This window comes from Pseudomonas japonica, assembly GCF_013522925.1.
GTDB lineage: Bacteria > Pseudomonadota > Gammaproteobacteria > Pseudomonadales > Pseudomonadaceae > Aquipseudomonas > Aquipseudomonas japonica_A.
Genome location: NZ_JAAMQU010000006.1, coordinates 204,376 through 231,024, shown reverse-complemented (window position 1 = coordinate 231,024; position 26,649 = coordinate 204,376). Strand labels below are relative to the sequence as shown.

Genomic DNA, 26,649 nt, shown 5'->3' with positions numbered 1-26,649 from the left:
AGCTCATCCCGAAGTAGGATGGTTCGCGCTTGATTGGGTCAAAATTTCAGCACGGCTCGGTGACTATCAGGCTTACGAATCTCAAGGTCGCGGGGTCCGTTGGTTTCCCGCTGGCGGGTTCGCTGGCACCGCGCCAGTCGACAGTCAGGCAGATGGCGTTCAGCGGTGTGCCGTTCATTTCCCCAGCGATGCGTGGGCTGATGTTTCGGCGTAGACGCGTGCGAGTGGTTCCGAGGCGGTCGATGCGGTCCGGTTCTGCGAGGGTTTGTTGTACGAGGACCGGTATGTCGCGCATCGGGAGGGTGAACCGCGGCTGCGCGCCGGTGGGCTTGAAATGCCCGGCAGCGCGGCTGTTTTGCCACAGCAGCTGCCATTGGCTACTACCGGCATGGTCGGCGAGCGCAGCGCTGTAGCGGCGTAAGTCTGCGTCGGTGAGGGTACCAAGAGTAATGGCGCCGGCGGGGCCGGCGAGAGTGGCGGTAAGCGCCAACGCAACAAGTGGCTTGCGCATCAGACAGGTCCTTCCATGAGGTGAGCAGGCAAGCCTGCACGCCCCATGAAAGTTTTTTAAGCAGGAACAGCTTGGGTGGGTGTTCAGCGTGGCTGCATGTAGCCCGGGCCGCCGCCTCCACCAGGGCCGCCGTGGCCACCGCCACCACCGCCACCGCCATGGCCGCCGGGAGGCATGAACAACCAGCAACCGCTCAGGCTGGCAGTCAACAGAACTGGAATCAGCCAGGTGATTCGACGCAACATCGGGTACTCCTCATGGTTTAAAGCACCGCACCGCTTCAGCGGGCGCGGTAATATGACGGCGACACCAGGCAAATATTGCCGCGCGATCGTCTCCACTTGGTAAGCAAACCGATACACGAATGAGCCTCATATGACACAACTGCAACGTTTGAAATACTCCTTGCTGCTTTCAGTCCTCATTGTTGCCATCATGCTGGGCTTGTCCTGGTTGCAGGCCCAGGGGCGTCTCGATGAAAAAACCTTCCAATACCTGGCCATCGGGGTCGCCGTGGTCGCGGTAATCGTCAATGGTGTGATGCGGCGCAAAGTTCGTCGCTGAGCGTTTCAGTTCCTTGAGCGAGGCGTGCAAATGTCTTCAAACTCCGCTGATACGGTATCCCGGGAAACTATTACCTACCCCGAACTGGTAGCGTTGCTGCAGCAGGTTTTCCGGGCCCACGGCGCATCGCCATCGGTGGCCGCGGTGCTGGCTGCCAATTGTGCGGCGGCGCAGCGGGACGGGGCCGAGAGTCACGGCGTGTTTCGAATGGCCGGATACCTCTCCACTATCGCGAGCGGTTGGGTTAACCCGGCCGCCGAGCCACAGGTTGAAGACGTGGCGGCTGGGTATGTGGCGGTGGATGCGGGCAATGGCTTTGCCCAACCCGCTTTGGCGGCAGCGCGGCCCCTGTTGATCGCCAAGGCCCGGCACGCCGGCATCGCCGTATTGGCAATACGCAACTCTCACCACTTTGCAGCGTTATGGCCGGATGTAGAACCTTTTGCCGAAGAAGGGCTGATCGCGCTGAGCGTGGTCAACAGTATGACCTGCGTAGTGCCCCATGGGGGCAAGCGGCCGGTGTTCGGGACCAACCCCATCGCGTTCGCAGCGCCTTGCGCGGGCCGGGGCCCCCTGGTATTTGACATGGCCACCAGCGCGCTCGCCCATGGCGATGTGCAGATCGCGGCGCGCGAGGGCCATACGCTCCCTGAGGGCGCTGGCGTGGATGCACAGGGCGCGGCAACCACCGATCCACGGGCGGTGCTCGACGGCGGTGCCTTGCTGCCCTTTGGTGGCCATAAGGGCTCGGCGTTATCAATGATGGTCGAACTGCTGGCCGCAGGCCTCACCGGCGGCAACTTCTCGTTCGAGTTCGACTGGTCCCGCCACCCTGGCGCGCAGACGCCCTGGACCGGCCAATTGCTTATCGTGATCGACCCCGCCAAGTCGGAGGGCGGCCAATTCGCCGAACGTGCTCGGGTGCTGGTTGAACGCATGAGCGAAGCGGGCGTCAGCAGGCTGGCCGGGGAGCGGCGCTACCAGAACCGCAAGCGTTCTCTGGAGGAGGGCATTCCCCTGGCCCCGGAACGCCTGGCGGCGCTGCGAGGCTGGGCAGCAGGGGCGTGATCAGTCGCGTCGGTTGACGAGCAGGGCGGTCAGCAAGCCGACCGTTGCGGCGATACCCAACGCTTTGTAAGGGTGTTGTTTGACGTACTGCTCGGTACCTTCTATCGCGGGCGCGGCCCGCTCGCCCAGTTGGCGGGCCAAAACGGTCGCGCGCTGTATCGCCTGCTCCAGTTGGCGCTTGGCCACGCGCCGGCGGCCATATACCGAGCGAGCGCCCAGCAGGCTCTCGGATTCTTCGACCAGCGCCGCCAGTTCACTGAAGGCCTGGTCCATGATTTGCTCATCCATCAATGGGTTGGAAGGTTTACGGGCCATGGCGGGTTCCTCTTTGCGGCTGTGGTCCATGGGATTGCCGCGAGCCCCGAAAAGTTGCAGGGCGGTGTAAACTACGGCGCTTCGAGCAATCACTGGAGGTAGGGTGCATGAGTCTGAATCTTGCCAACAAGTCGTTCGACGAGCGTTTGGCTATCGAAACCGAAAAAGCCCGGCATTTCGAGAACTGGAAGGCCAACCTTGGGCGCGCCAAGGCTGACGCCGCCCGGCTTATCGCCGAAAAGCCCCGGCGCAAGGGAAAATGGGCAGAATGGGTGCGGGCGGAACTGGAGCAAATGGCGCCTCAGGATTACGCCAATCTGGTGCGCGCCGAAGTGAACAAACTGATGGCGGCGGCCCGCTGAAGCTTTACCTTCGGTTAACCGGCGGCCCCAGTGTCATCGGGTTCAGCCGGCCGCTTTCACTGAACCGCACCGCTCGGCTCAGCCCGGGTGTGTCCAACTTGCCGTCCAGGCGATAGGGTACGCCCTCGGTGGGGTTCAGGTCAGCCAGGCCCAGTGCCTGGCGCAGCACCGAAAACGCCGACACACTCACCGGGACCGTCACCACCGCCTCGCTGTACCCGCCAAGGGTGCCTTGCGCTGGGCTCACGCCACTGGCCAGGGGCTGGCCGTTCACTTCCAGCGTCAGCGCAATCCCTGAATACTCCACCGGGTCGCGGTTGGGGTTCTGCAGCCTCAGCCGCACCTGCGCGCGCCATTCAAGCCCCGCACCGGCTGCGGGCTCCAGGCCGGCAACTTGAACGATCAGCGGGTCGTGTGGGCTAAAGAGTGCACACGCACCCAGGCTCAGGCACAGTGCAAAGGGGGTGACGCGGCGTAGCAAGGCAAGCATGGCAAACTCCGTTGGGCCTGGTATTGCGACAGCTTCGCCTCAGGGACGTTCGTAGCCATGGCGCAACGGCCCGGGGCAAACCGAGGAGGCAAAATGCGAGTGTTCCTGATTACCCTAGGCCTGCTGGCGCTGAGCGGCGCGGCCGAGGCCGCATCGGCCACCGCGCCGGCGCAAGTGCGGCCTGGGGTCAATGCCAATCCGCTGAACAGCCCCATCAGGCGCATCAATCCCAATAGCCGCCAAGGTACCGTCCCCTCCAATCCGGCGCAGCGTGGCTTGCCAGAGGGCTACCCCGGCGGCCGGCCGCCAACGCTGGAAAACGGAGGTATTGGTAACGGCCAGCGCTTTCCGCGGCCAGCACCTGCGCCGCGCGAGCCTGCGGACGGGCGTTAGGGCGCCGCAGGGGCCGGTTGCAGAACCCGGATCGGCTGGCCACCGTGCCAGGCCAGGATGTTCTCGATCATGGAGGTAAAGAACGCGCGGTAGTTGTTTTCGGTCACGTAGCCGATATGCGGTGTCGCCAATACGTTGGGCAGGCTACGCAGCGGGTGGTCGACGGCAAGCGGCTCCTGATCGAATACGTCGAGCGCTGCCCCGCCGAGACGCCCACTTTCCAGGGCCGACAGCAGGGCCTGCTCGTCCACGATCGGCCCACGGGAGGTGTTCACCAGCAGGGCGCCGCGCTTCATGCTGTTGAGCGCCTGCGCGTCTACCAAGTGGCGGGTACGCTCACTGAGCACCAGGTGCACGCTCAAGAAATCGGCCTGCTCGAACAATTCCTGCTTGCTCACCCGCCGCGCGCCTACTGCCTCGGCTCGTGCGTCGGTCAGGTGCTCGCTCCAGGCGATTACCTGCATCCCGAACGCCTGGGCGTAGCCGGCTACGGTGCCGCCTATGTTCCCGAGGCCCAGCAGGCCAAGGGTTTTGCCCGCCAGGTCGCCCCCCAGGCCTACCTGCCAGCCGCCATTGCGCAAGGAAGTCGCTTCAGCCAAGAGGTTGCGGTTGAGCGCCATCAGCAAGGCCCAGGTAAGTTCGGGCGCGGCCTGGCGGTAGCTGTCGCCGCCACATACCGTCACCCCTTGCGCCGTGGCCGCCGCCAGGTCAATGGCCGCGTTGCGCATGCCGCCGGTCACGATGAGCCTCAGCGCGGGCAGGCGGGCCAGCAGTTGGGCAGTGAAGGCCGTGCGCTCGCGCATCACACAGATCACCGTGTAAGGCGCCAGCCGCTCGGCCATGGTGTCGGTATCAGCCGGGTAGTCGTGAAGGAACTCGACCTGGCCCACGGCGGCAAGCGCGGCCCAATCCACAACGCCCTGGGCTACCCGTTGCCAGTCATCCAGTACGGCAATTCGCAATTCGCTCATCGGTCACTCCTGTTTTACAGGTTGCGCCAGCCAGGCCAGCACCGCCTTGTGAAAGCGTTCGGGTTGCTCCATCTGGGGGGCATGCCCCAGGCCGGGAAATTCCACCAGCGCAGCCCCGGGTATCATCTGACTTACCTGCTTGCCCAGCACATCGTAGTGCCCCAGCCGGGCCTTTACCTCGGGCGATGCCACATCGCTTCCGATAGCCGTAGTGTCGGCAGTGCCGATCAGGAGCAACGTCGGCACCTTGAGATTGGCGAACTCGTAAAACACCGGCTGGGTGAAAATCATGTCGTAGATCAGCGCCGAGTTCCACGCAACCACGTTATGGCCCGGGCCTTGGTTGAGGCCGGCAAGCATGGTTACCCAGCGTTCATAGGAAGGGTCCCAGCGGCCCCCGTAGTAGGTCTTGCGTTCGTATTCGCGAATGCCATCGGCGGTGAGCTTTGTTTCGCGGGCGAACCATTCGTCCACGGTGCGATAAGGCACTCCCAGGGCCTTCCAGTCTTCGAGCCCGATGGGGTTGACCAGCATCAGCCGCTCGGTTTCATCAGGGTAGAGCAGCGCGTAGCGCGTCGCGAGCATGCCGCCAGTGGAGTGCCCCATCACGATGGCCTCCTTGATGCCCAGTTCGCCCAGCAGGGCGTGGGTGTTGCTCGCCAGCTGCTGGAAGCTGAACTGGTAGTGCTCTGGCTTGCTGGAAGTGCAAAAGCCGACCTGGTCAGGCGCGATCACTCGGTAGCCGGTATTGGCCAGGGCTTTGATGGTGGCATCCCAGGTGGCGGCGCAAAAGTTTTTGCCGTGCAGCAGCACCACGGTGTGACCGTTCGCCTTGCCAGCGGCGGCCACATCCATGTATCCCATCTCCAGGGATTTGCCCTGGGACTCGAAGCGGTAATGCTGCAACGTGTAGGGGTAGTCGAAGCCTTGGAGCTGCGGCCCGTAGACCGGCTGCGGCTCGGCGGCGTGAACGGCGGTGGCACAGAGCCCCGCGAGAGCATAGGCGAGAAAGCGCAGGCGCATTGCGGTGTTCCTTGAACGAGGGATACAGGGCCAGACCGGAAAACCCGCGCCGGGTTCAGCGCTGACTTTCCCCGCGCGGGACTCTACCATGGGGGGCAGGCAGCCCAGGCAAACGGTCATGACCAAGGACAGTATCTCCATCGAGCTGGTACGCGAAGCGCTGCGAGCAGTTTCGCCTGGCAGTGCGGCGCAAGCGCTCGCGCAGGCTGGCATCTGCGGTTCGTGGCTTGCCGACCCCACCGCGCGGGTACCGGCCACGGCGTATGGGCAGCTGTGGCGTGCACTGGCGCAGGCGCTGGATGACGAATTCTTCGGCATGGCGCCGCGGCCGCTACCTGCCGGCAGCCTGGCTTTCATCTGGCGTAGCGGCAAAGGGCAACCGACAGTAGGCGAAGGTATACGCCTGGCGCTGGAATTTTTGCGCCTGATGCTGGGCGGCCCCAGCGGCAAGCTGGAGCGCCAGCACAGTGTGGCCATGATCACCTTTCACGTGCCGGACGAACCCGCGCGGCCTTTCACCTGTTTTACCTTCTGGATGATCGTACACGGGCTCACCTGCTGGCTCGCTGGCCGCCGGGTGCCGGTGCTGGCGGCCGAGCTGCGTGGCGCCGCGCCAGACTACTGCGACGATTATCGACGCTTCTTCGGAAATACACTGCGCTTCGGCCAGGCCCATAGCCGGCTGATCTTCTCTGCTGATTGCCTGGACCTGCCGGTACGCCGTACTGAAGCGGACCTTGAAACCTTCTGCACCGAACTGCCGGGCAACCTGCTGGTTCGGTACCGGGACCCAGGCGGGCTGGCGCGGCGTGTGCGTGATGGCTTGCGGGCCATGCCGCCTGTGGCCTGGCCTGAGGCCGCCGCGCTGGCCTCCGCATACGGCATGTCGGTAGCCACATTGCGCCGACGGTTGGCGGCGGAAGGGCAAAGCGTGCAGCAGGTGAAAGCCAGCCTGCGCAAGGAGCAGGCTATCGCCTGGCTGGCGGAAGAGGGCGTGAGCATGGCCCAGATCGCCGAGCGCCTGGGCTTCGCCGACGAAAGCTCTTTCTACCGTGCGTTTCGTCAATGGTTCGGCTCCAACCCCGGGCACTATCGCAGCCTTGTAGGCGGCACTGGCGAAAACGCTCAGCGTAATTGAGTGGCCGCGCCATTGTCCCGCGTTCGACGAAGGCCGAGCATTCAAGGCCTCAGTGAGCATGAGGAACCCCCATGGATACCCATAACAAGAACTTCGTTGTAAGCGGGGCCGCTTCCGGGCTGGGCGCCGCCACCGCGCGCGCATTGGTGGAGGCAGGTGCCGGGGTGCTGCTGGTAGACCTCAACGCACAGGGCGTGGAAGCCACCGCCAAGGCGCTGGGCATGCCGTTTGTGGTCGCCGACATTACCGACGGCGCCCAGGCACAGGCTGCAGTGGACGCCGGTGTGCAAACGCTGGGTGCCCTGCATGGTTTGGTGAACTGCGCCGGCATCGTGCTAGGCGAGCGCATTCTCGGGCGGGAGGGGCCTCATGCCCTGGATGCCTTCGCCAAGGTGATCCAGGTGAACCTGATCGGCAGTTTCAACCTGCTGCGGCTGGTGGCTGCCGCCATGGCCAACAATACGCCGGACGCCGCCGGGGGCAGGGGCGTAATCATCAATACCGCGTCGGTCGCGGCCTACGATGGCCAGATCGGCCAGGCGGCCTATGCGGCTTCGAAGGGCGCTATTGCCAGCCTGACCTTACCTGCGGCAAGGGAGCTGGCGCGGCAAGGCATCCGGGTAATGACCATCGCGCCAGGGCTGTTCGAAACGCCCATGATGGCGGGCATGACCGACGACGTGCGCGCGTCGCTGGCCGCAGCGGTGCCGTTCCCGCCCAGGCTGGGGAAGCCCGAGGAATATGCAGCGCTGGTACTGCACATCATTGCCAACGACATGCTCAACGGTGAAGTCATCCGCCTGGATGGCGCCCTGCGCATGGCTGCGCGCTAACAGGAGAACGTCATGAACGATCCAGTGGTTATCGTGAGTATCGCCCGCACCCCCATGGGTGGGCTTCAAGGTGTGCTGAGCGGCCTGAGCGCTACGCGGCTGGGCAGCGCGGCGGTTGGCGCGGCGGTAGAACGCGCAAGGCTGCCGGCTGATAGCGTGGATGAGGTGCTGATGGGCTGCGTGTTGCCTGCCGGCCTTGGCCAGGCACCGGCGCGACAGGCCGCACTAGGCGCCGGGTTGAGCAAGGGCACGCCGTGCACCACGCTGAACAAGATGTGTGGTTCGGGCATGCAGGCGGTGATCCTCGCCCATGATGGGCTGCTGGCCGGCAGCTCGAACGTTGTAGTGGCCGGCGGCATGGAAAGCATGTCCAACGCCCCTTACTTGCTGGACAAGGCGCGTGGCGGCTATCGCATGGGCCACGGCAGGGTAATTGACCACATGTTCCTGGATGGCCTGGAAGATGCCTATGCGCCTGGCCGGCTGATGGGTACATTTGCCGAGGAATGCGCTGCCAGCGAAGGCATTGGTCGCCAGGCACAGGACGATTACGCTTTGGCCTCGCTGGAGCGGGCCAGGCGCGCCATGGGCGACGGCAGTTTCGCCGAGGAGATCGTGCCAGTGATGGCACCGGCGGGGCGCGAGTTGCGTGAAGTGAGCGAAGACGAGCAGCCGCCCAAGGCGCGCCCGGAAAAAATCCCGACGCTCAAGCCAGCCTTCAGCGAAGGTGGCACGGTGACCGCCGCCAACGCCAGCTCCATCTCCGACGGTGCTGCCGCACTCGTCCTGATGCGCCAGAGCGAAGCCCGGGCCCGAGGGCTGCAACCCTTGGCGATTATTCACGGCCACGCGGCGTTCGCTGACGAGCCCGGGCTGTTTCCGCTGGCGCCGGTCGGCGCCATTCAGCGTTTGATGAAACGTACCGGCTGGTCGCTGGCCGACGTGGACCTGTTTGAAATCAACGAAGCCTTCGCTGTGGTCGCCCTTGCCTGTATGCAGCGGCTGGAGTTGCCCCACGACCGGGTCAACGTCAATGGAGGCGCTTGTGCGCTCGGCCATCCCATCGGTGCCTCCGGTGCGCGTATCCTCGTTACGCTGATTGGCGCCTTGCGCCGTCGTGGCTTGAAGCGAGGCGTCGCCGCCATCTGCATTGGCGGTGGGGAAGCTACCGCGGTCGCTGTCCAATGCCTGGCCTGATCCCTCAACAAGGAGCTCGTAATGCCTGATTTTGAAACCGTTATGCTCACCCGCCATGACCGGGTGGCCCTGCTGACCCTTAACCGTCCGCAGGCACTGAATGCATTGAACGCCCAAGTGGTGGCCGAGTTGAACCAGGCCATGGATGAGCTGGAACGTGACCCCGGGATCGGTTGCGTGGTGATCACAGGCTCGGAAAAAGCCTTCGCTGCCGGCGCCGACATCAAGGAAATGGCCGGCCTGAGCTACCCGGGCATCTACATGGATGACCTGTTCCGCGAGGCCGACCGCTTCGCCGCGCGGCGCAAGCCGATCATTGCTGCGGTGGCGGGTTACGCCCTGGGTGGCGGCTGCGAGCTGGCGATGATGTGCGACTTCATCCTGGCGGCGGACAACGCTCGCTTCGGCCAACCGGAAATCAACCTTGGCGTGCTACCGGGCATGGGCGGTACGCAGCGCCTCACCCGGGCCATTGGCAAGGCCAAGGCCATGGAGTTATGCCTTACCGGGCGGCTGATGGATGCCGAGGAGGCCGAGCGCTCCGGGCTGGTAGCGCGCATTGTGCCTAAAGCCGAGCTGGTCAGCGAAGCGCTGGCGGTGGCGGCGGTGATCGCGGAAAAATCGTTGCCCATGACCATGATGGTCAAGGAGAGCGTAGAGCGGGCTTTTGAAGTGAGCCTGGCCGAGGGGGTGCGCTTCGAGCGCCGGGTGTTCCACGCCGCCTTTGCCACCCAGGATCAGAAGGAGGGCATGGCGGCGTTCGTGGATAAGCGCAAGCCGGACTTCCGTCACGGCTGAAGCTCAGTCGGTGCGCAGGCGCAGCGTTTCACTCAAGCAATAGCCGTAGCCGCGCAGGGTTTGCAGTGCGTACGGCGCACCCAGCTCGCTCAGTTTGCGGCGAAGGTTGCAGATGTGCCGCTCTATCAATGGACCGCGGGTTTGCCCGGCATCTTCCCACAGGTGCGCTTCGATGGCCTGACGGCTGATGGGTTCGGCCTGTTGGGCCAACAAGGCCAACAGCCGCTGTTCGGTTACCGTCACGCTCTGCTGCTGGTGCCCTCGGCCCAGTAGCAGGCGATTGCTCGACAACCATAGCCCGGGGCCCGGTTCAGCGGCGGGTATAGGGTAATGCCGGCTCAGCGCCTGCATGCGCGCCTCGAGCTCTTCTGCGCTTAGCGGGCGAGGCAAGCACAGGTCGGCCCCGGCCTGAAGCACCTGTGCCCGTGTGCTGGAGTCGCTTTGCCCCAACAGCACCAGAAGCCGGGCCCGCCCCCGGCGCCCTACCGCCTTGTGCAGCAGGTCCGGGCGTGCGCTGAGCAGGTCCAGCACGATATAGCGGTAGCGGCCATGCAGGTGCCGATCCGCATGCTCCGGCGCCGTACTGACGATGTCGCCCGCATGATCGGCCAGTACTTGCATCAGGGCCTGGTCGGGTTGCTCGGTAATGTAAAGAAGGTTCATGTGGCAACTAGTGCGTTGGTGGGGCGGCAATCGAGCACCAGCCTGGCGCCGCCAAGGGGGCTGTCGGTGACTTCAAGGCCAAAGCCATGCAGGTTCACGACCGCGCCTACGATCGAAAGCCCGAGACCGAAGCCTCCCTGGGCGGAGTCATCGCTTCGGTAAAACCTCTGGAAAATGGCTTGCCTTTCTTCTTCAGGGATTCCCGGGCCGGAATCGTCCACGCTGATCCGGGTCATCCCCTGGTGCACCTCTGCCTGCAGCAGTACCTTGCCGCCCGCCGGGGTGAACTTGATGGAATTGCTCAGCAGGTTGCCGATGGCCTCGAACAGCAGGGCCCGATCGCCCGTAATGGCCGGCACGCTTTCAGGAATGCCCAGTGCAAGGGTGAGTTCGCCTTCCTCGGCCAGGGGCAGGTAAAAGTCATGCAGCTCGCGCAACAGCTCCAGTGGGTCGAGTTCCACAAAGCCCGAGCGGCGGCGATGGTCTTCGATTTCCGAGATACGTAGCAGGCCACGGAAGCGCGCCATGAGCGTGTCGGTGTCGGCAATGGCCTGGTCCAGCTGCTGCCCTTGGCTGGAGCTGTCCTCGGTTTGCTGCTTGATGCGATACAGCTGGGCACGCAAGCGGGTGAGGGGGGTTCGCAGGTCGTGGGCAATGTTGTCGCACACGCCCTTGACTTCGAACATCAACTTTTCGATGCGGTCCAGCATGGCGTTGACGATGGCGGCCAGCATGTCCAATTCGTCCCGGCGGTTGGACAGTGGCAGCCGGCGGGCCAGGTCACCGGCCATGATGGCTTCGGCGCTCGCCTGGATCTTGCGGATGCGCCGTAGCGGCCTACGGCGCAGCAGGTGCCAGCCAGCGGCGCCCGGCAATATGGTCAAGGACACGCCCCACAGCAGCGCGCGCAGAATGATATGGGTCACGGCGAACACCGAGCCGTTATCCCGCACCAGAACCAGCCAGCGCCCGTCGCGGGTGGGCATGGCCACCGCTGCGCAACTGTCTTGCGGCAGTTTGGGGTCGTTGGAGTCGATGCAGTCGTCCAGCTCGTAGATGTCCCCGTCCAGCGCCAAGCCGCGGGGAATGCGCCGCAGCTCGCCGGCGATGGGATAGAGCTCATCGTCGAACAGGCCGTAGGCGTCGAATGCGCGGTCGTCGAACGCCTGGCTGGCGGCCAGTGCGTCCTCGAGGTCACGCCCACCGAAGCGGGCGAACAGGTGCTGGCGCTGCATCAGGGACTGGCGCGCCAGGCTGTTGAGGTAGTCCGACACTTCGAAATACAACACGCCGAGCAGGATGCTGCTCCAGGCCACGAAAAGGAAACTGTACAACGCCAGCAGCCGGCTGCTGGAGGAGCGCCAACCCTTAGAGGGGTTCGGCAATGACATAGCCAGACCCTCGCACGGTCTTGATCAGCGGGGGTGTGCCGGCCGGGTCGATCTTCTTGCGCAGGCGGCCGATGTGGACGTCGATCAGGTTGGTGCCTGGGTCGAAGTGGTAGCCCCATACTTCTTCGAAGATCATCATGCGGGTAAGCACCTGGCCGGCGTTGCGCATCAGGAATTCAAGCAGCTTGAACTCGGTGGGCAGCAAGTTCAATTGCTGGCCACTACGGCGCGCTTCACGGGTGATCAGGTCCAGCTCCAGGTCCGCGACCTTCAGGGTGTTGTCCTGGGCGGCGCCGGTCTGCTTGCGGCGCAGCAGCACTTCCACCCGCGCGGCCATTTCATCCGATGCGAAAGGTTTGGTGAGGTAGTCGTCGCCCCCGGCGCGCAAGCCGCGCACACGTTCATCCACGTCGGAGAGAGCGCTGATCATCAATACCGGCGTGGACACGCCGATGGTGCGCAACGTGGTCACGATGGCCAGGCCGTCGAGCTCCGGAAGCATGCGGTCCAGGGTGATCACGTCATACACACCGCTCACGGCCTTCACCAGGCCCTCGCGGCCATTGTCGACCCAATCCACCTCCAGGCCGTGGTTGCTCAGCTCCGCCACGATTTCCCGGGCGGTAACGGCATCGTCTTCGATGGTCAATACACGTGTCATGGAGGTACCTGCTGGTTCTGAAGCGGACCGTGGCATTGTGCCAAGTTTGGGGTCAGGGCTATTTGAAGATTATTTCATGTTTGGCCCATCCGGATGATCAGACAGTAACGGCTCCGGTACAAAGCGGATACCAAGCTGTGCTAAAGCCTGTGCCAGGCGCGCCGATGCAGGGTAGGCCAATAAACCGTCCACAGGGGTCCCCATGACCAGCTTGTCCGCTATTGCCTCGAACATTCATATCCAGACCACCAGCACCACCAAGGCCGCCAGCAGCCCCGCCGCCGCGACTGAAACCGAAGACACCACCACCGCAACCGTAGCGAGCACCGCCACTGCGGTCGCCAGCACCAACAGCGCCCAAGGCGCGGGTGGGCCGCCTGCCGGTGGTGGTGGTAGCGCGTCGAGCAGCAGCGATAGCGACAGCGACAGCGATTCGGATACCGTCACTGACCTGAAAAAACAGGTTGCGGCGCTGCAAAAGGAATTGGCCAAGGAGCAGCAAGCGCTGCAGAAAGCCCAGAGCGGCAGTGGTACCGAAGAACAGAAAGCCGCCGCTGTTGCCTCGGCTCAATCGCAGGTGGCAGCCACCAGCAGCGAACTGCAGACTGTCAACGCCGAGCTGTTGCAGGCACTGGTCGACGAAGGTAGCAGCACCAGCGGGACCAGCATCAGCACCACGGCCTGAGGGCCGACGCCCCCTCCTTGTAGGAAGCGGCGGGGCCAGCCACCCGGCGAAGCTCGCGAACGGCCACCGCTTGGCATTGGATGGGGCCGTTCGCAGGCTCCGCCTACTCCCGCATGGCCGATGGCCGGGTGCGCTCAATCCGCCAATTGGCGGTGTTTCTCGGCCTTGTACTGCATGGCCACGGCAGGCGCCTTGGCGCTGCGGCCCGTTTCCACCCAGGTGCGCAAGCGGCTGGCGTCGGCGAAGTGGGTATATTTGCCGAATGCATCGAGGATCACCATGGCGACCGGGCGGCCGCCCATGCTGGTAACCAGCACCAGGCAATGGCCCGCCTTGTCGGTAAAGCCGGTCTTGGTAATCTCGATGTCCCAGTTCTTCTGGTTCAGCAGATGATCGGTGTTATGGAAGCCCAGCGTGTAGTTGGGCTTTTTGAACGCAACGGTCTTTTCCTTGGTGGTACTGAGTTCCGACAGCATCGGGTAACGCCGCGCCGCGACCAATAATTTGCTCAGGTCGCGCGCCGTGGATACGTTCTGTTCCGACAGCCCCGTAGGTTCTACATAACGCGTATGGCTCATGCCCAAGGCCCGGGCCTTGGCGTTCATGGCGGCGATAAAGGCGTTGTATCCACCGGGATAGTGGTGCGCGAGGCTTGCGGCCGCGCGGTTTTCGGAGGACATCAGCGCAATCAGCAACATGTCGTGCCGGTTCAGCGTACTGCCCAGCTTCACACGGGAGAATACGCCTTTCATTTCCTTGGTCTGGCTGATATCGACGGTGATTTCTTCATCCATCGATTGCTTGGCATCCAGCACCACCATGGCGGTCATCAGTTTGGTCACCGACGCAATGGGCACAACCTGGTCCGGTTTGTTCTCGTAGATCACCTGATTGGTTTGAAGATCCACCAGCAAGGCGCTATGGGATGCCAGGTGCAGCTGTGCCGGGTCTCGCTTGAATGCGCTATCGGCTGCCGTAGCGTTCGAGGTAAAGCAAGCGCCTGCGAGCACGAAACAAAGGCTCAGTATCGAAAGAGGGGTTTTCACGGAGATTGCTCGCAAGAAGAGTAGAAGTGTGGCGTCCGTGCCATCGAAACTGGCGACATTGTAAATTTATGGCCAAGTGCCTGTCGATTGCCCGAACAGGTAAATGTTTCTTCATTCGCGCGAGCAGGCAGCGACTGAAGGAAGGCGAGAATCTGGATGTGCTAAAGGTCAGGCGGCAAGGCCGCACAGTTCTTCGCGAAAACGGTCGGCATGGTTTCGGGAAAGAAGGGGCGGGCTGACGATCTCGCCGTCAACCACGACATACCAGCAGACCAGCAGCCCTAGATCGCGCAGGTGTTCAGGAACTGCGCTGCCAACGACACTCATCACGCGACAGGAAAACATGTTGGGAACCTCGCGGACTCAATGCGCTCAATGTAGGCCTGAGCGAGCCGGCGACAGAAGCCGCCCTCGATAGTGGCTATTTTGCATCATCCACCCATCGAGGGCGAGTGTTTTACCAGCGGGGCGGGCCGTAGTAGGCACGCGGCGCATAGTAGCCAGGCGGTGGCGGTGGCGGTGCTACGTACACCGGCGCCGGTTGGTAGTACACCGGTGGAGGTGGCGCTTGCACATACACGGGCTGGGGCGCGACATACACCGGCTGCTCCACAACAACGGGGGCAGGGCGAGCGACAACCGCGCCAACGACCGCGGCGCCGAGTACCGCGCCAAGCACACCTGGGCCAACACCGCCGCCACCGTGCGCGGCCGCCGGGCCGGCGAGGCTCAGTGCACCAACCAGAAGGGCGATTTTGGGTAGATGACGAATCATGATGGTTCCTCGTAATACGACGTGGCGCCTGGAGCCCGCCTTCGGGTCCTGGGACTGCCGTACACACTATGACAGTGAAACAGTTAAAACCCGCGACCGAAAACGGTAAATTTTATGTAAGGTCATCGTATCGATTTCCTTACTCATCAAACACCTGTCGGATCTTCCATGGCTATTTTTCCGAACAAGCAAACCCAGTTGTGCATGTCCCTGGCGGCGCGCCCCGGTAACTTCGGCACGCGCTTCCACAACTTCCTTTATCGAGCGCTGGATCTCGATTACTTCTATAAAGCTTTCACGACCACCGACTTGCCAGCAGCAATCAGTGGCATACGCGCACTCGGCATTCGTGGCTGCGCGGTGTCCATGCCGTTCAAGGAAGCCTCCATCCCACTGGTGGATGAGCTGGATGCCTCGGCTGCGGCAATCGCCTCTATCAATACTATCGTCAACAACGCCGGTTACTTGAAGGCCTACAACACGGACTACCTGGCCATTCGTCAACTGATCGAGCGCCATGCATTGTCGACCGACATGCGCCTGGCCGTGCGTGGCAGCGGTGGCATGGCCAAGGCTGTGGCCAGCGCCTTCAAGGACGCCGGTTTTGCCCGGGGCACGCTGATTGCGCGCAACACCGAGGCCGGCCCGGCCTTGGCCGATCGCTGTGGTTATGCCTGGGCGGTGGACGAAGTGGGCCTGCAGGCGGACCTGCTGGTGAACGTTACGCCGATCGGCATGGCCGGCGGGCCTGAAGCCAACGGCCTGGCCTTCAGCGAGCAGGCTATCGAGCGTGCGTCCGTGGTGGTCGATGTGGTAGCCATCCCCCCACGTACCCCGCTGGTTCTTGCCGCCGAAGCGGCCGGCAAGCCTGTCATCACCGGCGAAGACGTGGTGGCCCTGCAGGCGCTGGAACAGTTTGTGCTGTATACCGGCATTCGCCCCAGCGATCAGCAGGTGGCCGAAGCGGTGGCATTCGCCACGGCCGGCTAGTCAGTCCAGGCCCAGCTTTGCCAGGCGCTCTTCCAGCGCCGCGATCCGGGCTTCCAGCGCGCTGATCCGGTCGGTTGCGGCCGGCACGGCGGTTGCCGGCTCTGCCCCGTAGTGCTCCAGCGCGTCGGTGGCTTGCGCCCAGCCATGGGTGTAACGCAGCTCGCGCTGGCCCACCTGACGGGGCAGCTGTCGAGCCAAGCCACGGGCCGCCAGGCGTTCGAGCTGATGACGAACCTGCTCTGTGTCATCGAAGGCATGCAGCCGGCTGCTGCGGGTAAGCAGGTCGCCGATGGTTTGCGCGCCACGCAGGAACAGCAAGCTCAGCAAGGCCACCTGTGCCGGGACCAGTTCGAGCGCCTTGTCCAGGCGGTGCTCATAGCGGTCGGCGCGGTTACCCATCACCAGACGGGTAAAGCCCATGCCTTCGAGCACCCGCAGGCGCTGGCCCACCTCGCCCGCAGAAAGCTGCAGGATCGGATCCCGGCTGGTTTTCTGGTTGCACGCCAACACCAGTGCGTTGAGCGTCAAGGGGTAGGTTTCCGGATTGCTGGCCTGTTTCTCGACCAGGCAACCGAGAATGCGAATGTCGATAGCGGTCAACTCAGGCCGTTGCGGCTCGAGGTCGTCAGTCATCGCGGGGCACCTGCACAAAAAGGGGCCCCTAGAGTACGGCTTCGTTGGCTATTGCTGGAAGAGGTCATGTCGCGCCCTTTCGGCTACGGCAAGAATCCCCGGGTGGTTAACACGCCGCTCCACTGAAATCGCATAAAAGGCTTCGGCTACCGCCTCGGTTTCGCCCAGCATCACTACTCCCCCTGAGCGGAGGAGGTCGTCGGCGATCACCCGGGGGGCGACGAATATGCCAGTGCCCGCTGTGCCGAAGGCTTGCATCAGCGCGCTGTCGTCGAATTCCCCGACGATTCTGGGGTTTATACGGCATTCCTCCAGCCATCTCAGTAACCGCCCGCGCACCACGCTCTGCGGCCCCGGGATGAGTAGCGGCTGGCTATCGAGGCAACCTGGGAATTCTCCGGTGCACGCCTGCGCCAGGGACTGAGTGGCGAAAAAGCCGATGCCGCATTCCCCCAGCTTGATGGTGCGGGTTTTGATGTCCAGCTGGGCGGGGACGGGGCTGTCGGATATCACCAGATCCAGGCGCTGGATGGCGAGGTCTGCCAGCAGCCGTTCCAGTTTGTCCTCCCGGCAAGCGATACGTAACGGCGGGTTGTCGAGCGACATGGTCGGGGCCAGCAATCGGTAGACGATGGATTTGGGAACCACATCGGCCACGCCTACCCTGAACATGCGCGGCTGTTGCCCTGGCTGTGAACGGATCATCGCTTCAAGGGCGACGCCGGCTTCGAACATGGGCTCTGCATAGGCCAGAACCCGGCGGCCGTCTTCGGTCAACTCCAAGTGGCGGCCCACCTTCTGAAACAGTTGCAGGCCCAGGTTGCTTTCAAGCAGAGACAGCTGGCCGCTGATCGTCGGCGCCGTCAGGTTCAGCTGTTCGCAGGCGCGGGTAATGCTGCCCGTACGCGCCACGATCCAGAAGTAGTGAAGCTGGCGGTAATTGAGCATGAGGCTACGCTTCGAATAAACCGAACTGTTGACATGAGAAATACGAATTTTCCGGAAGTATAAGCGCATCTACACTTGCCGTCATTCGTGAGTACCTGGAGCATGTCATGGAATACCTGATGGACCTTCTTGTCAGCCCGGCCGCCTGGGCCGCGCTGGCCACCCTGATCGTGATGGAAGTGGTGCTGGGCATCGACAACCTCATTTTCATTTCCATCCTGACCAACAAACTGCCCGCTGAGCACCAGACCAAGGCGCGGCGGCTGGGTATCGGCATGGCGTTGATCCTGCGCCTGGGTTTGCTGAGCACCGTTGCGTTCATCGTCACGCTCACCACGCCGGTATTCGAGGTGGCAGGGCATGGGTTTTCCTGGAAGGACATCATCCTGATCGCCGGTGGCCTCTTCCTGCTCTGGAAAGCCACCAGTGAGATCCACCACAGCGTGGATCCGGACGCTCAGGCCGATGCCAAGGTAAGCGCCAAGGTCGGTATTGGCCTGGCCTCGGCCATTGGCCAGATCCTGATGCTCGATCTGGTGTTCTCCATCGACAGTATCATCACCGCTGTCGGCATGACCGAGCACCTGCCCATCATGGTGATCGCTGTCGTGGTCGCGGTGCTGGTGATGCTGCTGGCGGCCGAGCCCCTGGCACGGTTCATCAATGCCAACCCTACCGTAGTGATGCTGGCGCTGGGCTTCTTGATCATGATCGGCATGACCCTGATCGCCGAAGGCTTCGGTGCCCATGTGCCCAAGGGCTACGTGTATACCGCCATGGCGTTCTCAGCGGCGATCGAATGCCTCAACCTCTGGGCTCGGCGGGCGAAGCGCAAGCACACCCCGTCTGCCTGATGCACTGCGCCCCGGTCAACGGGGCGTTTTGTCAGTGGGCGCTGGCGAGGCGGTGAGTGTGCCCGGCTCGGGGACGGGGGCCGGGCTTGGGCGCTTCGCGCAATGAGTGGTGGTGGCGCCGGGTGATCCGCAGCACTCCCCACAGCATTGCCGCGGCGACCAGTAGCCAGGCCATGATCATCATGAGTATCGCCACTGTCAGGCTCATCAGCGTACCTCCTTCAGGCATAACAAACGCAGGCGTGTGTTACTCAGAGCAGTCTAGTGGCCACTATGTTTCCTGGCATGTGACGAGTGGTGCGCCGGGCCTATCCTGTGGGCGCTTACCCACCTATGATTGCCCGTTGGCCGGAAGCGTGTTCCGGTAGGCTCAGGGGGCATGATGCTGTCAGAAATATTAAACCGTTTGTATCGGCATACCGTGCTGGGAATCGGAGTCGTCGCTTTGCTGGCAGGCTGCGCAGACCACCCCGCGCCGCGAATCGGTAGCCTCCCCGACCGGGTCGAGCTGACCGCGGTGCCGTTCTACCGAGGCGATGACGATCAGGGAGCGCCTACGGCCCTGGCCGCGCTGCTACGCGACCGTGGGGTGAACGTCACTCCAGGGCTGGTGGCGCCTTATCTGAAACTGCCCGCAAGCGCCCCGGTGCTCGACCGAAGCCTGGAGGAGGCCGCGCGGCAGTACGGCCTGGTTGTTTACCCGGTCGATGGCCAGTTCCCGGCATTGCTGACGCAGGTTGCGGCGGGTAACCCGGTATTGTTGCGGTACCGCACCGGTACACTTTGGGGCAGTGATCAATATGCGTTGCTGGTAGGGTACGACCGTTTCCGCAGCCATGTGCTGCTGCGCTCAGGTAATCAGCGCCGGCAGTTGATGTCGTTCTCGGACTTTGTGTCAGCGTGGCAGGCTGGAGGAAATTGGGCGGTGTTGGCGCAGGCGCCGGGGCGGTTGCCGGCAGAGGTCGATCCGGCGCGCTGGCGCGAGGCGGCGGCCCGCCTGGGTGCCGCCGGCCAGGAGCAGGCCGCTGCCAAGGCGCTGAGCGCCCTGGGCGGCCGGTAGGCTTAAACGCCCAGCTTGTCGCGCAGGCTGTAATACCAGGCGCCGATGGCGGACAACGGCACTCGCAGTGCCTGGCCGCCCGGGAAGGGGTAGTGCGGTAGCGCGGCGAAGGCATCGAACCGCTCTGCCTGGCCGCGCAATGCCTCTGCCAGCACCTTGCCCGCCAGGTGCGTGTAGGTCACGCCATGGCCACTGCAGCCTTGGGAGTAGTAGATGCTGTCCCCGATGCGACCCACCTGCGGCAGGCGCGACAGGGTGAGCAGGAAGTTACCGGTCCACGCGTAGTCGATCTTCACGTTCTTGAGCTGCGGGAACGCCTTGAGCATCTTGGGCCGGATGATGGCTTCGATGTTCGCCGGGTCCCGGGCGCCATACACCACGCCGCCGCCGAAGATCAGACGCTTGTCCGCTGTCAGCCGGTAGTAGTCCAGCAGGTAATTGCAGTCTTCTACGCAGTAATCCTGAGGCAACAGGCTGCGTGCGAGCTCGTCGCTCAGGGGCTCGGTGGCCACTACCTGCGTGCCGCACGGCATCGACTTCGCGCTCAGCTCCGGAATCAGGTTGCCCAGGTAGGCATTGCCCGCCACGATCACGAACTTGGCTTTTACCTGGCCCTGGGGAGTATGCACCACGGGGTTGGGGCCGCGGTCGATTCGGGTAGCCGGGGTTTGTTCGAAGATGCGCCCACCCAGGGATTCCACTGCAGCCGCTTCACCCAGCGCCAGGTTCAGGGGGTGGATGTGGCCACCGCTCATGTCCAGCATGCCGCCGATGTACTGGTCGCAAGCGACTACTTCGCGAATGCGGCGTTGGTCCATCAACTCCAGCTGCGTATGGCCGTAACGTTCCCAGAGGCGCTTCTGCGCTTCGAGATGCCCCATTTGTTTGCTGGTAATGGCCGCGAATACACCGCCGTCTTTCAAGTCGCAGTCAATGTTGTAACGGGCCACGCGTTCACGGATGATTCGCCCACCCTCGAACGCCATCGCGCCCAGCAACTCGGCCTGGCGCTTGTCGACAGTGCGCTCGATCACGTCGATGTCGCGGCTATAGCTGTTAACGATCTGGCCGCCATTACGGCCCGACGCGCCGAAGCCAACCCGGGCGGCTTCTACCATTACCACACTGAAGCCTTGCTCCAGCAGGTGAAGCGCACTGGACAGGCCGGTATAGCCGGCGCCGACTACGCACACGTCGGCTTCGATGGTTTCCTGCAGGGCAGGGCGCGCCGGAACGGGGTTGGCCGACGCGGCATAGTAAGAGGGCGGGTAAGCGGTGTTCGCCATTTCAGCAACCTTTTGTTTAATATTCTTGACGACGGCGGCATCCTACCCCAATTTCTTTATCACCGCCAGCCAGCCACGCGGAGAACCAGACCGGCTGTGATCCCGATGTTTTTTTCCAGTTTTCAGCAGCTTACGGGGAAAATCGATTGACAGCGGGCGACGCCGGCGTAGAATGCGCACCCACAGCAGGCACATAGCTCAGTTGGTTAGAGCACCACCTTGACATGGTGGGGGTCGTTGGTTCGAGTCCAATTGTGCCTACCAGCTTCGCCGAAAGGCACAAAAAGGGCGATCCGAAAGGGTCGCCCTTTTTTGTTTTGCCCGCTGCCCGGGCGCTGTAGATAGGCCGTACGTGACGGCCTCCCACGCTCACAACTCGTTAAGCTGCCGATACTCTTCCCAGCCCATGCCCAGGGCCTCGGCTACTTCCCGGTGCACTTCCTCGCGCATCGCCGCGAGGGCTTCGGGGCTGTCGGCGATCAACTCCAGCACGTACTCCCACGGCTCTAGCCCAAGGTCGCCGGCGGCATCTTCCATGGCCCATAGCACCTGTTGCTGTTGCTCCCGGCTGTCCAGTTCACGGATTTCTTCGGCAAGCTCCGGATGGGCAGCCAGATAGCGGTCGCAGGCCAATTGCTGGCGGGCTTCTTTCGGGATCATTGAGCGTCTCGGCAAACAGGTATTCGGAGCGACATGATGCCACATCCCGCCACTTCCCGGGTTTGGGCCGGGTAGAGCGCCGCCCGCTCGCTGGCAGCAATGCTAGAATGCGCGCCTTGAATTTCAGGAGGCGTTGGCGTGCGTAAATTGATGGGTGTGGCGTTGGTGCTGTCGTTGGCCGGGTGCGGCAGCGCGGTGGAAGAAGCGCACAAGGCGGTCGCGGCCCAGCTGGAAAACCCGGCCTCGGCAAAATTCACCAATGTGCGCACCACCCCTCAGGGCAATGTGTGTGGCCAGGTAAAAGGCAAGGACGCCAGCGGTAACTACAGCGGCTTCCAGAGTTACGCGGCAATCAGGACCGAACAGGGCTACCAGGCGATAATCGACCGAGACGGTAGCAACGTAGTAGTGCGGGCAGCCTGTGGCGAGCCGGTAACTCAGGCCCAGGCGCCCGCGCCGGCGACGGTAGATTCCACCACTGGGTGGGACGTACGCATTGCCGACAATAACCCCGGCGCCCTCAGCGACATGACCTCGCGGCTGGTGGAGCATGGGTTCATGGCCAATGTGGTGAACCAGAACGGCAAGCCACGGATATTCCTCGGCCCCTTCACCAGCCGTGAAGAAGCCGAAGCCACCCGGGATAAACTGATGGCCGGCCAGGGCATCGAATCCCAGGTGGAGCCGCACCCCGCGCCGTGATCAACCGCAGGCCTTGAGGTCTACCGGGCCCACGAACTCATTGCCGTGGCCCATCACGCACGCTACCCGCTGGTTGCGCTGGCGTTCCCAAAGCTGTACCGGGTAAGTCTTGTTCCAGGCCTGGTACAGCTTCACGTCCTGGCTGGACAGCTTCAAGTGGTAGCGCTTGCTCATGTAGAAATACGTACGGGCGATCATGCCGCGGATGGTGGGCCGTGGCATCACCTTTCGGGCCTTGAAATCGACCTGAGTGAGGCAGCTGCCGTACTGGCCGCTTTTCTCCGGTAGCCAGCCGAAACTGAAGTTGTTGCGGTCACCGTTCACCTCGCCAATGCTCGGCACCAGGTTGTGCAAGTCTGCCTCCGCCTGCTGGTATTGCTTGTCGTGGCGAGTGCAGTTCTTGCGCCCGCCATTCTGCCAGCAACGCAGCTGATGGCCGATCTGCCAGGCCGGCACGATGTGCTCCCACTCGATACGCGAAGCGCGTGTGAGGTTCTTCCGAGGCACATAACCGCAGCCTTTAAGGTCCACCTTGTTGCCGGTGTACTTGCACCCGCAGTAAAACTCCGTCGACTGGGGCGCATATAGCTTCCAGCCCACTTTCTTGGCCTCCGAAAAGGTACGCGGCGCTTCTGCCTGCACCGGAAGCGCCAGCAGCAGGCAAACGCCTGCCAACCCCGCCAACAGCCGACGTTCAATCATCGCTCTGCACCACCCAGAACAGTTGAATGCCACCATCGTCACGCCAGGCAAGCGTCACGTTGTCGTTCTCGGAAATTTCATCCAGCAAGCGCTGCCAGTCCTGCGGGCTTTCTGTCGGTTGCCGAAATAACAGCGCGGAGCGGGACCGTTGGGCAGGTGGAGCGTTAATGATTTTTTGAACACGGAGTGCCAGTTGTTCGTAAGCGGTCACCGGCGCAGGGGACGAGGTGGAGGAGGCCACTGGTGTTTCCTTTTGTTGCTGTATGCGCATACAGTAGTGGGATGCATTCCTTTTCGCAAGCCGCTGCGCTTGTTTGCCTACAGGTCTGGTCGAACCTGGCTGGTTTTTTCTCCACTAAAAGCTCCCTTTTTCTGATTTGACAGCTAGCGAAACGCCTTCCATAGTTGTTGCGCAAACGTTTGCCTCGTGCAACGGGCCCAAATAAATCTAAAAAGGATGCCCCATGAACACGCTGCCGCTTCTCCGTGGTCTTTCCATTTCCGTGCTCGCTGCTTGCCTCGCCGCTTCGCCTCTTCAGGCGGCGGAAAAGCCCAAAGTGGCCCTTGTAATGAAATCCCTCGCCAACGAGTTCTTCCTTACCATGGAGAACGGCGCCAAGGATTATCAGAAGGAACATGCTGCCGACTTCGACTTGATCTCCAATGGCATCAAGGACGAATCCGATACCGCTGCGCAAATCCGTATCGTCGAGCAGATGATCAATGCCCATGTGGATGCTTTGGTGATCGCCCCTGCTGATTCCAAGGCGCTGGTTTCAGTGCTGAAAAAAGCCAGCGACGCCGGCGTGAAGGTGGTGAACATCGACAACCAGCTGGACCCTGATGTGCTCAAGAGCAAACAGCTGGAAGTGCCTTTTGTAGGGCCGGACAACCGTGCTGGCGCGCGCAAGGTGGGCGAATACCTGGCTACCAAGCTTCAGTCGGGTGACCAGGTAGGGATCATCGAAGGTGTACCCACCACCACCAACGCCCAGATGCGTAGTGCGGGGTTCAAGGACGCGATGAGCGCCGCCGGGATGAAAGTGGTGTCGGTGCAGTCGGGTAACTGGGAGATCGACAAGGGCAACGCCGTCGCCACGGCCATGCTCAACGAATACCCCGACATCAAGGCGCTGCTCGCCGGGAACGACAGTATGGCGCTGGGTGCGGTGTCGGCGGTGCGTGCCGCTGGCAAGGCGGGCAAGGTGCAGGTAGTCGGGTACGACAACATCAAGGCCATCGCGCCGATGCTCAAGGATGGCCGTGTATTGGCCACTGCCGACCAGTACGCGGCGCGCCAGGCGGTGTTTGGCATTGAAGAAGCATTGCGCCGGGTGAAGGGTGAAAAAAGCGAGGCCGGCGGCAATGTACAAACCCCGGTTGACCTGGTTACCCAGGCCGCGCAATGAACGCGGCCGCACCTGTATTGCAACTGGCGGGGGTAGGGAAAACCTACACCCAGCCGGTACTCGCCGGCGTGGACCTGCAGCTGAACGCGGGCGAAGTACTGGCGCTCACCGGTGAGAACGGCGCGGGCAAGAGCACCTTGTCCCGCATTATCGCCGGGCTGGAAACGCCCACCACCGGGAGCATGCGCTTTCTCGGCCAGGCGTGGCAGCCGGGTTCCCGCCGCGAAGCCGAGCGCCAAGGCGTGCGCATGGTACTGCAGGAGCTGAACCTGCTGCCCACCCTTACCATCGCCGAGAACCTCTTCCTCGAGCGGCTGCCACGCCGCTTCGGCTGGGTAGACCGCCCGCGTCTGCGGGCACAGGCCGTGGAAGCCATGGCCAGGGTAGGGCTGGAGGGGCTGGACCCCGATACACCCGTCGCCGCGTTGGGTATCGGCCACCAACAGATGGTGGAAATCGCCCGCAACCTTATCGGTGACTGCCGCCTGCTGATCCTGGACGAGCCCACGGCCATGCTCACCGGGCGCGAAGTAGAACTGTTGTTTGCCCAGATCCAGCGGTTGCGTGCGGCCGGCGTGGCGTTGGTGTACATCTCTCACCGGCTGGAAGAAATCGCCCGTATCGCCCAGCGCGTGGCGGTATTGCGGGATGGTCGGCTGGTGTCGGTCACCCCTGCCGGCGAGGTCAGCGAGCCGCAGTTGGTGAACCTGATGGTCGGTCGCGAGCTGGGAGAGCGTATCGACCTGGGCGAGCGGCGGATAGGCGCGCCTCTGTTTCAGGTGCGTGGCCTTACCCGAGGGCGCAAGGTGCGTGATGTGAGCTTCGAGGTGCGCGAAGGTGAAATCCTGGGTATCTCGGGGCTGATCGGCGCGGGCCGTACCGAGTTGCTGCGGTTGATCTTCGCGGCAGACCCGGCAGACAGCGGGCGGGTTTGCCTGGGGTTGCCCCCGGTGCCGCTGAAGCTGAACTCCCCCGTGGATGCCGTTCGCCAAGGCATTGCCCTGATCAGCGAGGACCGCAAGGGCGAAGGCTTGCTGCTGCAGCAGCCCATCAGTGCCAACCTGGCCTTGGGTAACATGCCCCAGGTGGCCTCGCTGGGGTGGATGAGCAGCACGCGTGAAGACGCGCTTGCGCGACGGCAGATAGACGCCATGCGCATCCGAAGCGCCGGGCCGGAACAGCCGGTTGGCGAGTTGTCGGGCGGCAACCAGCAGAAGGTGGTGATCGGCCGCTGGCTGGAGCGGAACTGCGAGGTATTGCTGTTCGACGAGCCTACCCGAGGTATCGACGTGGGCGCCAAATTTGATATCTACCGGTTGCTGGGCGACCTCACGCGCCAAGGCAAGGCGCTGGTGGTGGTGTCCAGCGACCTTCGCGAATTGATGCTGCTCTGCGACCGCATCGGCGTGATGTGCGAGGGCGCCATGAACGGCATCTTCGACCGGGACGAATGGTCCCAGGACCAACTCCTCGCTGCGGCGCTGGGTAGCAATCGTCATCATCAGGCCCGCTCCGGGCTCGAGGAACACTCATGAAAACCACCGTTGCACCTCCACCGAGGGCTGGCGGCGTTCGCTTGGCTCCGGCAGCGTTACGTACTTACCTTGGCTTGGGCGGGGCGTTACTGGCGCTGATCGCACTGTTCTCCTTCCTCAGCAGCCATTTCCTTTCCTACAGCACCTTCAGCATGCTGGCCAACCAGATCCCGGACCTGATGGTACTGGCCGTAGGCATGACCTACGTGCTGATCATCGGCGGTATCGACCTCTCGGTCGGTTCCGTGCTCGCGCTGGCTGCCTCCGCCGTGAGCGTGGCCATGCTCGGCTGGGGCTGGGGCCCACTGCCCTCTGCAGCGTTAGGCCTGGCGTGCGCCACCTTGGCCGGTACGGTCACGGGCAGCGTGACGGTAGCCTGGCGCATCCCGTCGTTCATCGTATCGCTCGGTGTGCTGGAAATGGCCAGGGGCGCGGCGTACCAGCTCACAGATTCGCGCACGGCCTATATCGGCGATGCCTATAGCGCGTTGTCCGAGCCGCTGCTGTGGGGTATTTCGCCGTCCTTCCTGATCGCCTTGGCGGTGGTTGTCGGCGCTCAACTGGTACTGAGCCGGAGCGTATTCGGCCGCTACCTGGTAGGCATTGGTACCAACGAAGAGGCCGTACGCCTGGTAGGCGTGGACCCTCGGCCCTACAAGGTGCTGGTGTTTTCGTTCATGGGGCTGTTGGCCGGCCTGGCCGCCTTGTTCCAGGTGTCGCGCCTGGAAGCTGCCGACCCCAATGCGGGGGCGGGCCTGGAACTGCAAGTGATCGCCGCCGTGGTGATCGGCGGCACCAGCCTCATGGGTGGCCGGGGATCGGTGGTCAGCACGCTGTTTGGCGTATTGATCATCTCGGTACTCGCCGCCGGGCTGGCGCAGATCGGCGCCAGCGAACCGACCAAACGCTTGATTACCGGTGCGGTGATTGTGCTGGCGGTGATACTGGATACCTACCGAAGCCGTCGCGCCCGGCGGCAGGGCTGA

The 26,649-nt window shown here is 63.1% G+C and carries 35 protein-coding genes and 1 tRNA gene; 17 read left to right on the top strand and 19 right to left on the bottom strand.

All coding sequences use genetic code 11. From position 1 onward, the window contains the following. Nucleotides 1–46: 46 nt before the first annotated feature. Nucleotides 47–511, bottom strand: a complete 465-nt coding sequence (locus G7016_RS12070) for a hypothetical protein (RefSeq protein ID WP_181114399.1) — start codon at nt 509–511, stop codon at nt 47–49. 83 nt (nt 512–594) lie between these two features. Beyond that, nucleotides 595–756, bottom strand: a complete 162-nt coding sequence (locus G7016_RS12065; RefSeq protein ID WP_181114605.1) for a hypothetical protein — start codon at nt 754–756, stop codon at nt 595–597. A 130-nt stretch (nt 757–886) separates the two neighbouring features. Between G7016_RS12065 and G7016_RS12060 the strand changes: the two genes are divergently transcribed. Continuing rightward, a complete protein-coding gene (locus tag G7016_RS12060; RefSeq protein ID WP_181114397.1) occupies nt 887–1,075 on the top strand; it encodes a hypothetical protein in 189 nt (62 codons plus the stop codon). Between the two features lie 30 nt (nt 1,076–1,105). After that, nucleotides 1,106–2,143 carry an Ldh family oxidoreductase gene (locus G7016_RS12055; protein ID WP_181114395.1) on the top strand — a complete coding sequence of 346 codons (1,038 nt, stop codon included), beginning with the start codon at nt 1,106–1,108 and terminating at the stop codon, nt 2,141–2,143. On the opposite strand, the gene G7016_RS12050 is transcribed toward G7016_RS12055, so the two are convergent. Next, nucleotides 2,144–2,458: a DUF883 family protein gene (locus tag G7016_RS12050; RefSeq protein WP_181114393.1), complete on the bottom strand. Its 315-nt coding sequence runs from the start codon at nt 2,456–2,458 to the stop codon at nt 2,144–2,146. It abuts the gene before it with no gap. 107 nt (nt 2,459–2,565) lie between these two features. On the opposite strand from G7016_RS12050, the gene G7016_RS12045 reads away from it, so the two are divergent. Then, nucleotides 2,566–2,820, top strand: coding sequence for a hypothetical protein (locus G7016_RS12045; protein WP_181114391.1), 255 nt, complete (start codon nt 2,566–2,568; stop codon nt 2,818–2,820). 4 nt (nt 2,821–2,824) lie between these two features. On the opposite strand, the gene G7016_RS12040 is transcribed toward G7016_RS12045, so the two are convergent. Next, complete coding sequence (locus G7016_RS12040; RefSeq protein WP_181114389.1) at nt 2,825–3,310, bottom strand: LEA type 2 family protein; 486 nt, start codon at nt 3,308–3,310, stop codon at nt 2,825–2,827. 93 nt (nt 3,311–3,403) lie between these two features. Here G7016_RS12040 and G7016_RS12035 point away from each other — a divergent pair, with 93 nt between their 5' ends. Then, the gene (locus G7016_RS12035) at nt 3,404–3,703 is read left to right on the top strand and encodes a hypothetical protein (protein WP_258195157.1); all 300 of its coding nucleotides are present in this window, start codon (nt 3,404–3,406) and stop codon (nt 3,701–3,703) included. Here G7016_RS12035 and G7016_RS12030 read toward each other — a convergent pair. After that, entirely contained in the window at nt 3,700–4,674 is a 975-nt protein-coding gene (locus G7016_RS12030; RefSeq protein ID WP_181114388.1) for a D-2-hydroxyacid dehydrogenase family protein, read from the bottom strand. The two genes, G7016_RS12035 and G7016_RS12030, sit on opposite strands and share 4 nt — an antisense overlap. 3 nt (nt 4,675–4,677) lie before the next feature. Then, the gene (locus G7016_RS12025; protein WP_181114386.1) at nt 4,678–5,697 is read right to left on the bottom strand and encodes an alpha/beta fold hydrolase; all 1,020 of its coding nucleotides are present in this window, start codon (nt 5,695–5,697) and stop codon (nt 4,678–4,680) included. 118 nt (nt 5,698–5,815) lie between these two features. On the opposite strand from G7016_RS12025, the gene G7016_RS12020 reads away from it, so the two are divergent. From G7016_RS12020 to G7016_RS12005, 4 genes are all read left to right on the top strand, one after another. Beyond that, complete coding sequence (locus tag G7016_RS12020; protein ID WP_258195156.1) at nt 5,816–6,835, top strand: AraC family transcriptional regulator; 1,020 nt, start codon at nt 5,816–5,818, stop codon at nt 6,833–6,835. A 71-nt stretch (nt 6,836–6,906) separates the two neighbouring features. Further along, entirely contained in the window at nt 6,907–7,668 is a 762-nt protein-coding gene (locus tag G7016_RS12015; protein ID WP_181114382.1) for an SDR family NAD(P)-dependent oxidoreductase, read from the top strand. A 12-nt stretch (nt 7,669–7,680) separates the two neighbouring features. After that, nucleotides 7,681–8,865 carry an acetyl-CoA C-acyltransferase gene (locus G7016_RS12010; protein ID WP_181114380.1) on the top strand — a complete coding sequence of 395 codons (1,185 nt, stop codon included), beginning with the start codon at nt 7,681–7,683 and terminating at the stop codon, nt 8,863–8,865. Nucleotides 8,866–8,886: 21 nt separating this feature from the next. Continuing rightward, complete coding sequence (locus G7016_RS12005; RefSeq protein ID WP_181114378.1) at nt 8,887–9,663, top strand: enoyl-CoA hydratase; 777 nt, start codon at nt 8,887–8,889, stop codon at nt 9,661–9,663. 3 nt (nt 9,664–9,666) lie between these two features. Here G7016_RS12005 and G7016_RS12000 read toward each other — a convergent pair whose 3' ends face one another. From G7016_RS12000 to G7016_RS11990, 3 genes are read right to left on the bottom strand one after another with little or no spacing between them, the layout of a single operon-like run. Further along, nucleotides 9,667–10,326, bottom strand: a complete 660-nt coding sequence (locus G7016_RS12000) for a response regulator transcription factor (protein ID WP_181114376.1) — start codon at nt 10,324–10,326, stop codon at nt 9,667–9,669. After that, nucleotides 10,323–11,717, bottom strand: a complete 1,395-nt coding sequence (locus G7016_RS11995) for a sensor histidine kinase (RefSeq protein WP_181114374.1) — start codon at nt 11,715–11,717, stop codon at nt 10,323–10,325. The genes G7016_RS12000 and G7016_RS11995 overlap by 4 nt, the downstream gene beginning before the upstream one ends. Beyond that, entirely contained in the window at nt 11,695–12,378 is a 684-nt protein-coding gene (locus tag G7016_RS11990) for a response regulator transcription factor (RefSeq protein WP_181114372.1), read from the bottom strand. Before G7016_RS11990 ends, G7016_RS11995 begins: the two co-directional genes overlap by 23 nt. A 202-nt stretch (nt 12,379–12,580) precedes the next feature. On the opposite strand from G7016_RS11990, the gene G7016_RS11985 reads away from it, so the two are divergent. Further along, nucleotides 12,581–13,063, top strand: a complete 483-nt coding sequence (locus tag G7016_RS11985; protein WP_181114370.1) for a hypothetical protein — start codon at nt 12,581–12,583, stop codon at nt 13,061–13,063. 134 nt (nt 13,064–13,197) lie between these two features. Here the strand turns inward: G7016_RS11985 and pbpG are convergent, their stop codons facing one another. From pbpG to G7016_RS11970, 3 genes are all read right to left on the bottom strand, one after another. Next, nucleotides 13,198–14,109 (bottom strand): D-alanyl-D-alanine endopeptidase, encoded by a 912-nt coding sequence (gene pbpG / locus G7016_RS11980; protein ID WP_181114368.1) that lies wholly within the window; start codon nt 14,107–14,109, stop codon nt 13,198–13,200. Nucleotides 14,110–14,277: 168 nt separating this feature from the next. Continuing rightward, nucleotides 14,278–14,454, bottom strand: a complete 177-nt coding sequence (locus G7016_RS11975; RefSeq protein WP_181114366.1) for a hypothetical protein — start codon at nt 14,452–14,454, stop codon at nt 14,278–14,280. Between the two features lie 112 nt (nt 14,455–14,566). After that, nucleotides 14,567–14,884: a hypothetical protein gene (locus tag G7016_RS11970; protein ID WP_181114364.1), complete on the bottom strand. Its 318-nt coding sequence runs from the start codon at nt 14,882–14,884 to the stop codon at nt 14,567–14,569. Nucleotides 14,885–15,052: 168 nt separating this feature from the next. On the opposite strand from G7016_RS11970, the gene G7016_RS11965 reads away from it, so the two are divergent. Then, nucleotides 15,053–15,874 carry a shikimate 5-dehydrogenase gene (locus G7016_RS11965; protein ID WP_181114362.1) on the top strand — a complete coding sequence of 274 codons (822 nt, stop codon included), beginning with the start codon at nt 15,053–15,055 and terminating at the stop codon, nt 15,872–15,874. Here G7016_RS11965 and G7016_RS11960 read toward each other — a convergent pair whose 3' ends face one another. Together G7016_RS11960 and nhaR are read right to left on the bottom strand one after the other, a co-directional pair. Then, nucleotides 15,875–16,507, bottom strand: a complete 633-nt coding sequence (locus G7016_RS11960) for a YceH family protein (protein ID WP_181114360.1) — start codon at nt 16,505–16,507, stop codon at nt 15,875–15,877. Between the two features lie 48 nt (nt 16,508–16,555). Further along, on the bottom strand, nt 16,556–17,455 hold the full coding sequence (gene nhaR, locus G7016_RS11955; protein WP_181114358.1) for a transcriptional activator NhaR: 900 nt from the start codon (nt 17,453–17,455) through the stop codon (nt 16,556–16,558). A 107-nt stretch (nt 17,456–17,562) separates the two neighbouring features. On the opposite strand from nhaR, the gene G7016_RS11950 reads away from it, so the two are divergent. Continuing rightward, nucleotides 17,563–18,309: a TerC family protein gene (locus tag G7016_RS11950; protein WP_181114356.1), complete on the top strand. Its 747-nt coding sequence runs from the start codon at nt 17,563–17,565 to the stop codon at nt 18,307–18,309. Nucleotides 18,310–18,340: 31 nt separating this feature from the next. Here G7016_RS11950 and G7016_RS11945 read toward each other — a convergent pair whose 3' ends face one another. After that, nucleotides 18,341–18,517 carry a hypothetical protein gene (locus tag G7016_RS11945; protein ID WP_181114354.1) on the bottom strand — a complete coding sequence of 59 codons (177 nt, stop codon included), beginning with the start codon at nt 18,515–18,517 and terminating at the stop codon, nt 18,341–18,343. A 171-nt stretch (nt 18,518–18,688) separates the two neighbouring features. Here G7016_RS11945 and G7016_RS11940 point away from each other — a divergent pair, with 171 nt between their 5' ends. Next, nucleotides 18,689–19,369, top strand: coding sequence for a peptidase C39 family protein (locus G7016_RS11940; protein WP_258195155.1), 681 nt, complete (start codon nt 18,689–18,691; stop codon nt 19,367–19,369). A 2-nt stretch (nt 19,370–19,371) separates the two neighbouring features. Here G7016_RS11940 and G7016_RS11935 read toward each other — a convergent pair whose 3' ends face one another. Further along, nucleotides 19,372–20,655 (bottom strand): NAD(P)/FAD-dependent oxidoreductase, encoded by a 1,284-nt coding sequence (locus G7016_RS11935; protein WP_181114352.1) that lies wholly within the window; start codon nt 20,653–20,655, stop codon nt 19,372–19,374. A gap of 187 nt (nt 20,656–20,842) precedes the next feature. Here G7016_RS11935 and G7016_RS11930 point away from each other — a divergent pair. Continuing rightward, nucleotides 20,843–20,919: transfer RNA gene (locus G7016_RS11930), tRNA-Val, on the top strand. Between the two features lie 105 nt (nt 20,920–21,024). Here the strand turns inward: G7016_RS11930 and G7016_RS11925 are convergent. After that, nucleotides 21,025–21,315 carry a DUF6388 family protein gene (locus tag G7016_RS11925; RefSeq protein ID WP_181114350.1) on the bottom strand — a complete coding sequence of 97 codons (291 nt, stop codon included), beginning with the start codon at nt 21,313–21,315 and terminating at the stop codon, nt 21,025–21,027. Between the two features lie 138 nt (nt 21,316–21,453). Here G7016_RS11925 and G7016_RS11920 point away from each other — a divergent pair, with 138 nt between their 5' ends. Next, nucleotides 21,454–22,017, top strand: coding sequence for an SPOR domain-containing protein (locus tag G7016_RS11920; RefSeq protein ID WP_181114347.1), 564 nt, complete (start codon nt 21,454–21,456; stop codon nt 22,015–22,017). Here the strand turns inward: G7016_RS11920 and G7016_RS11915 are convergent, their stop codons facing one another. Next, entirely contained in the window at nt 22,018–22,719 is a 702-nt protein-coding gene (locus G7016_RS11915; protein WP_181114345.1) for an endonuclease, read from the bottom strand. Beyond that, nucleotides 22,712–22,990 carry a DUF1654 domain-containing protein gene (locus G7016_RS11910; RefSeq protein ID WP_181114343.1) on the bottom strand — a complete coding sequence of 93 codons (279 nt, stop codon included), beginning with the start codon at nt 22,988–22,990 and terminating at the stop codon, nt 22,712–22,714. Before G7016_RS11910 ends, G7016_RS11915 begins: the two co-directional genes overlap by 8 nt. A gap of 193 nt (nt 22,991–23,183) precedes the next feature. Between G7016_RS11910 and G7016_RS11905 the strand changes: the two genes are divergently transcribed. The 3 genes from G7016_RS11905 to G7016_RS11895 are packed head-to-tail and all read left to right on the top strand — an operon-like array spanning nt 23,184 to nt 26,649. Next, entirely contained in the window at nt 23,184–24,128 is a 945-nt protein-coding gene (locus G7016_RS11905) for a sugar ABC transporter substrate-binding protein (protein ID WP_181114340.1), read from the top strand. Then, nucleotides 24,125–25,663: a sugar ABC transporter ATP-binding protein gene (locus tag G7016_RS11900; protein WP_181114338.1), complete on the top strand. Its 1,539-nt coding sequence runs from the start codon at nt 24,125–24,127 to the stop codon at nt 25,661–25,663. The genes G7016_RS11905 and G7016_RS11900 overlap by 4 nt, the downstream gene beginning before the upstream one ends. Next, the gene (locus G7016_RS11895; RefSeq protein ID WP_181114336.1) at nt 25,660–26,649 is read left to right on the top strand and encodes an ABC transporter permease; all 990 of its coding nucleotides are present in this window, start codon (nt 25,660–25,662) and stop codon (nt 26,647–26,649) included. Before G7016_RS11900 ends, G7016_RS11895 begins: the two co-directional genes overlap by 4 nt.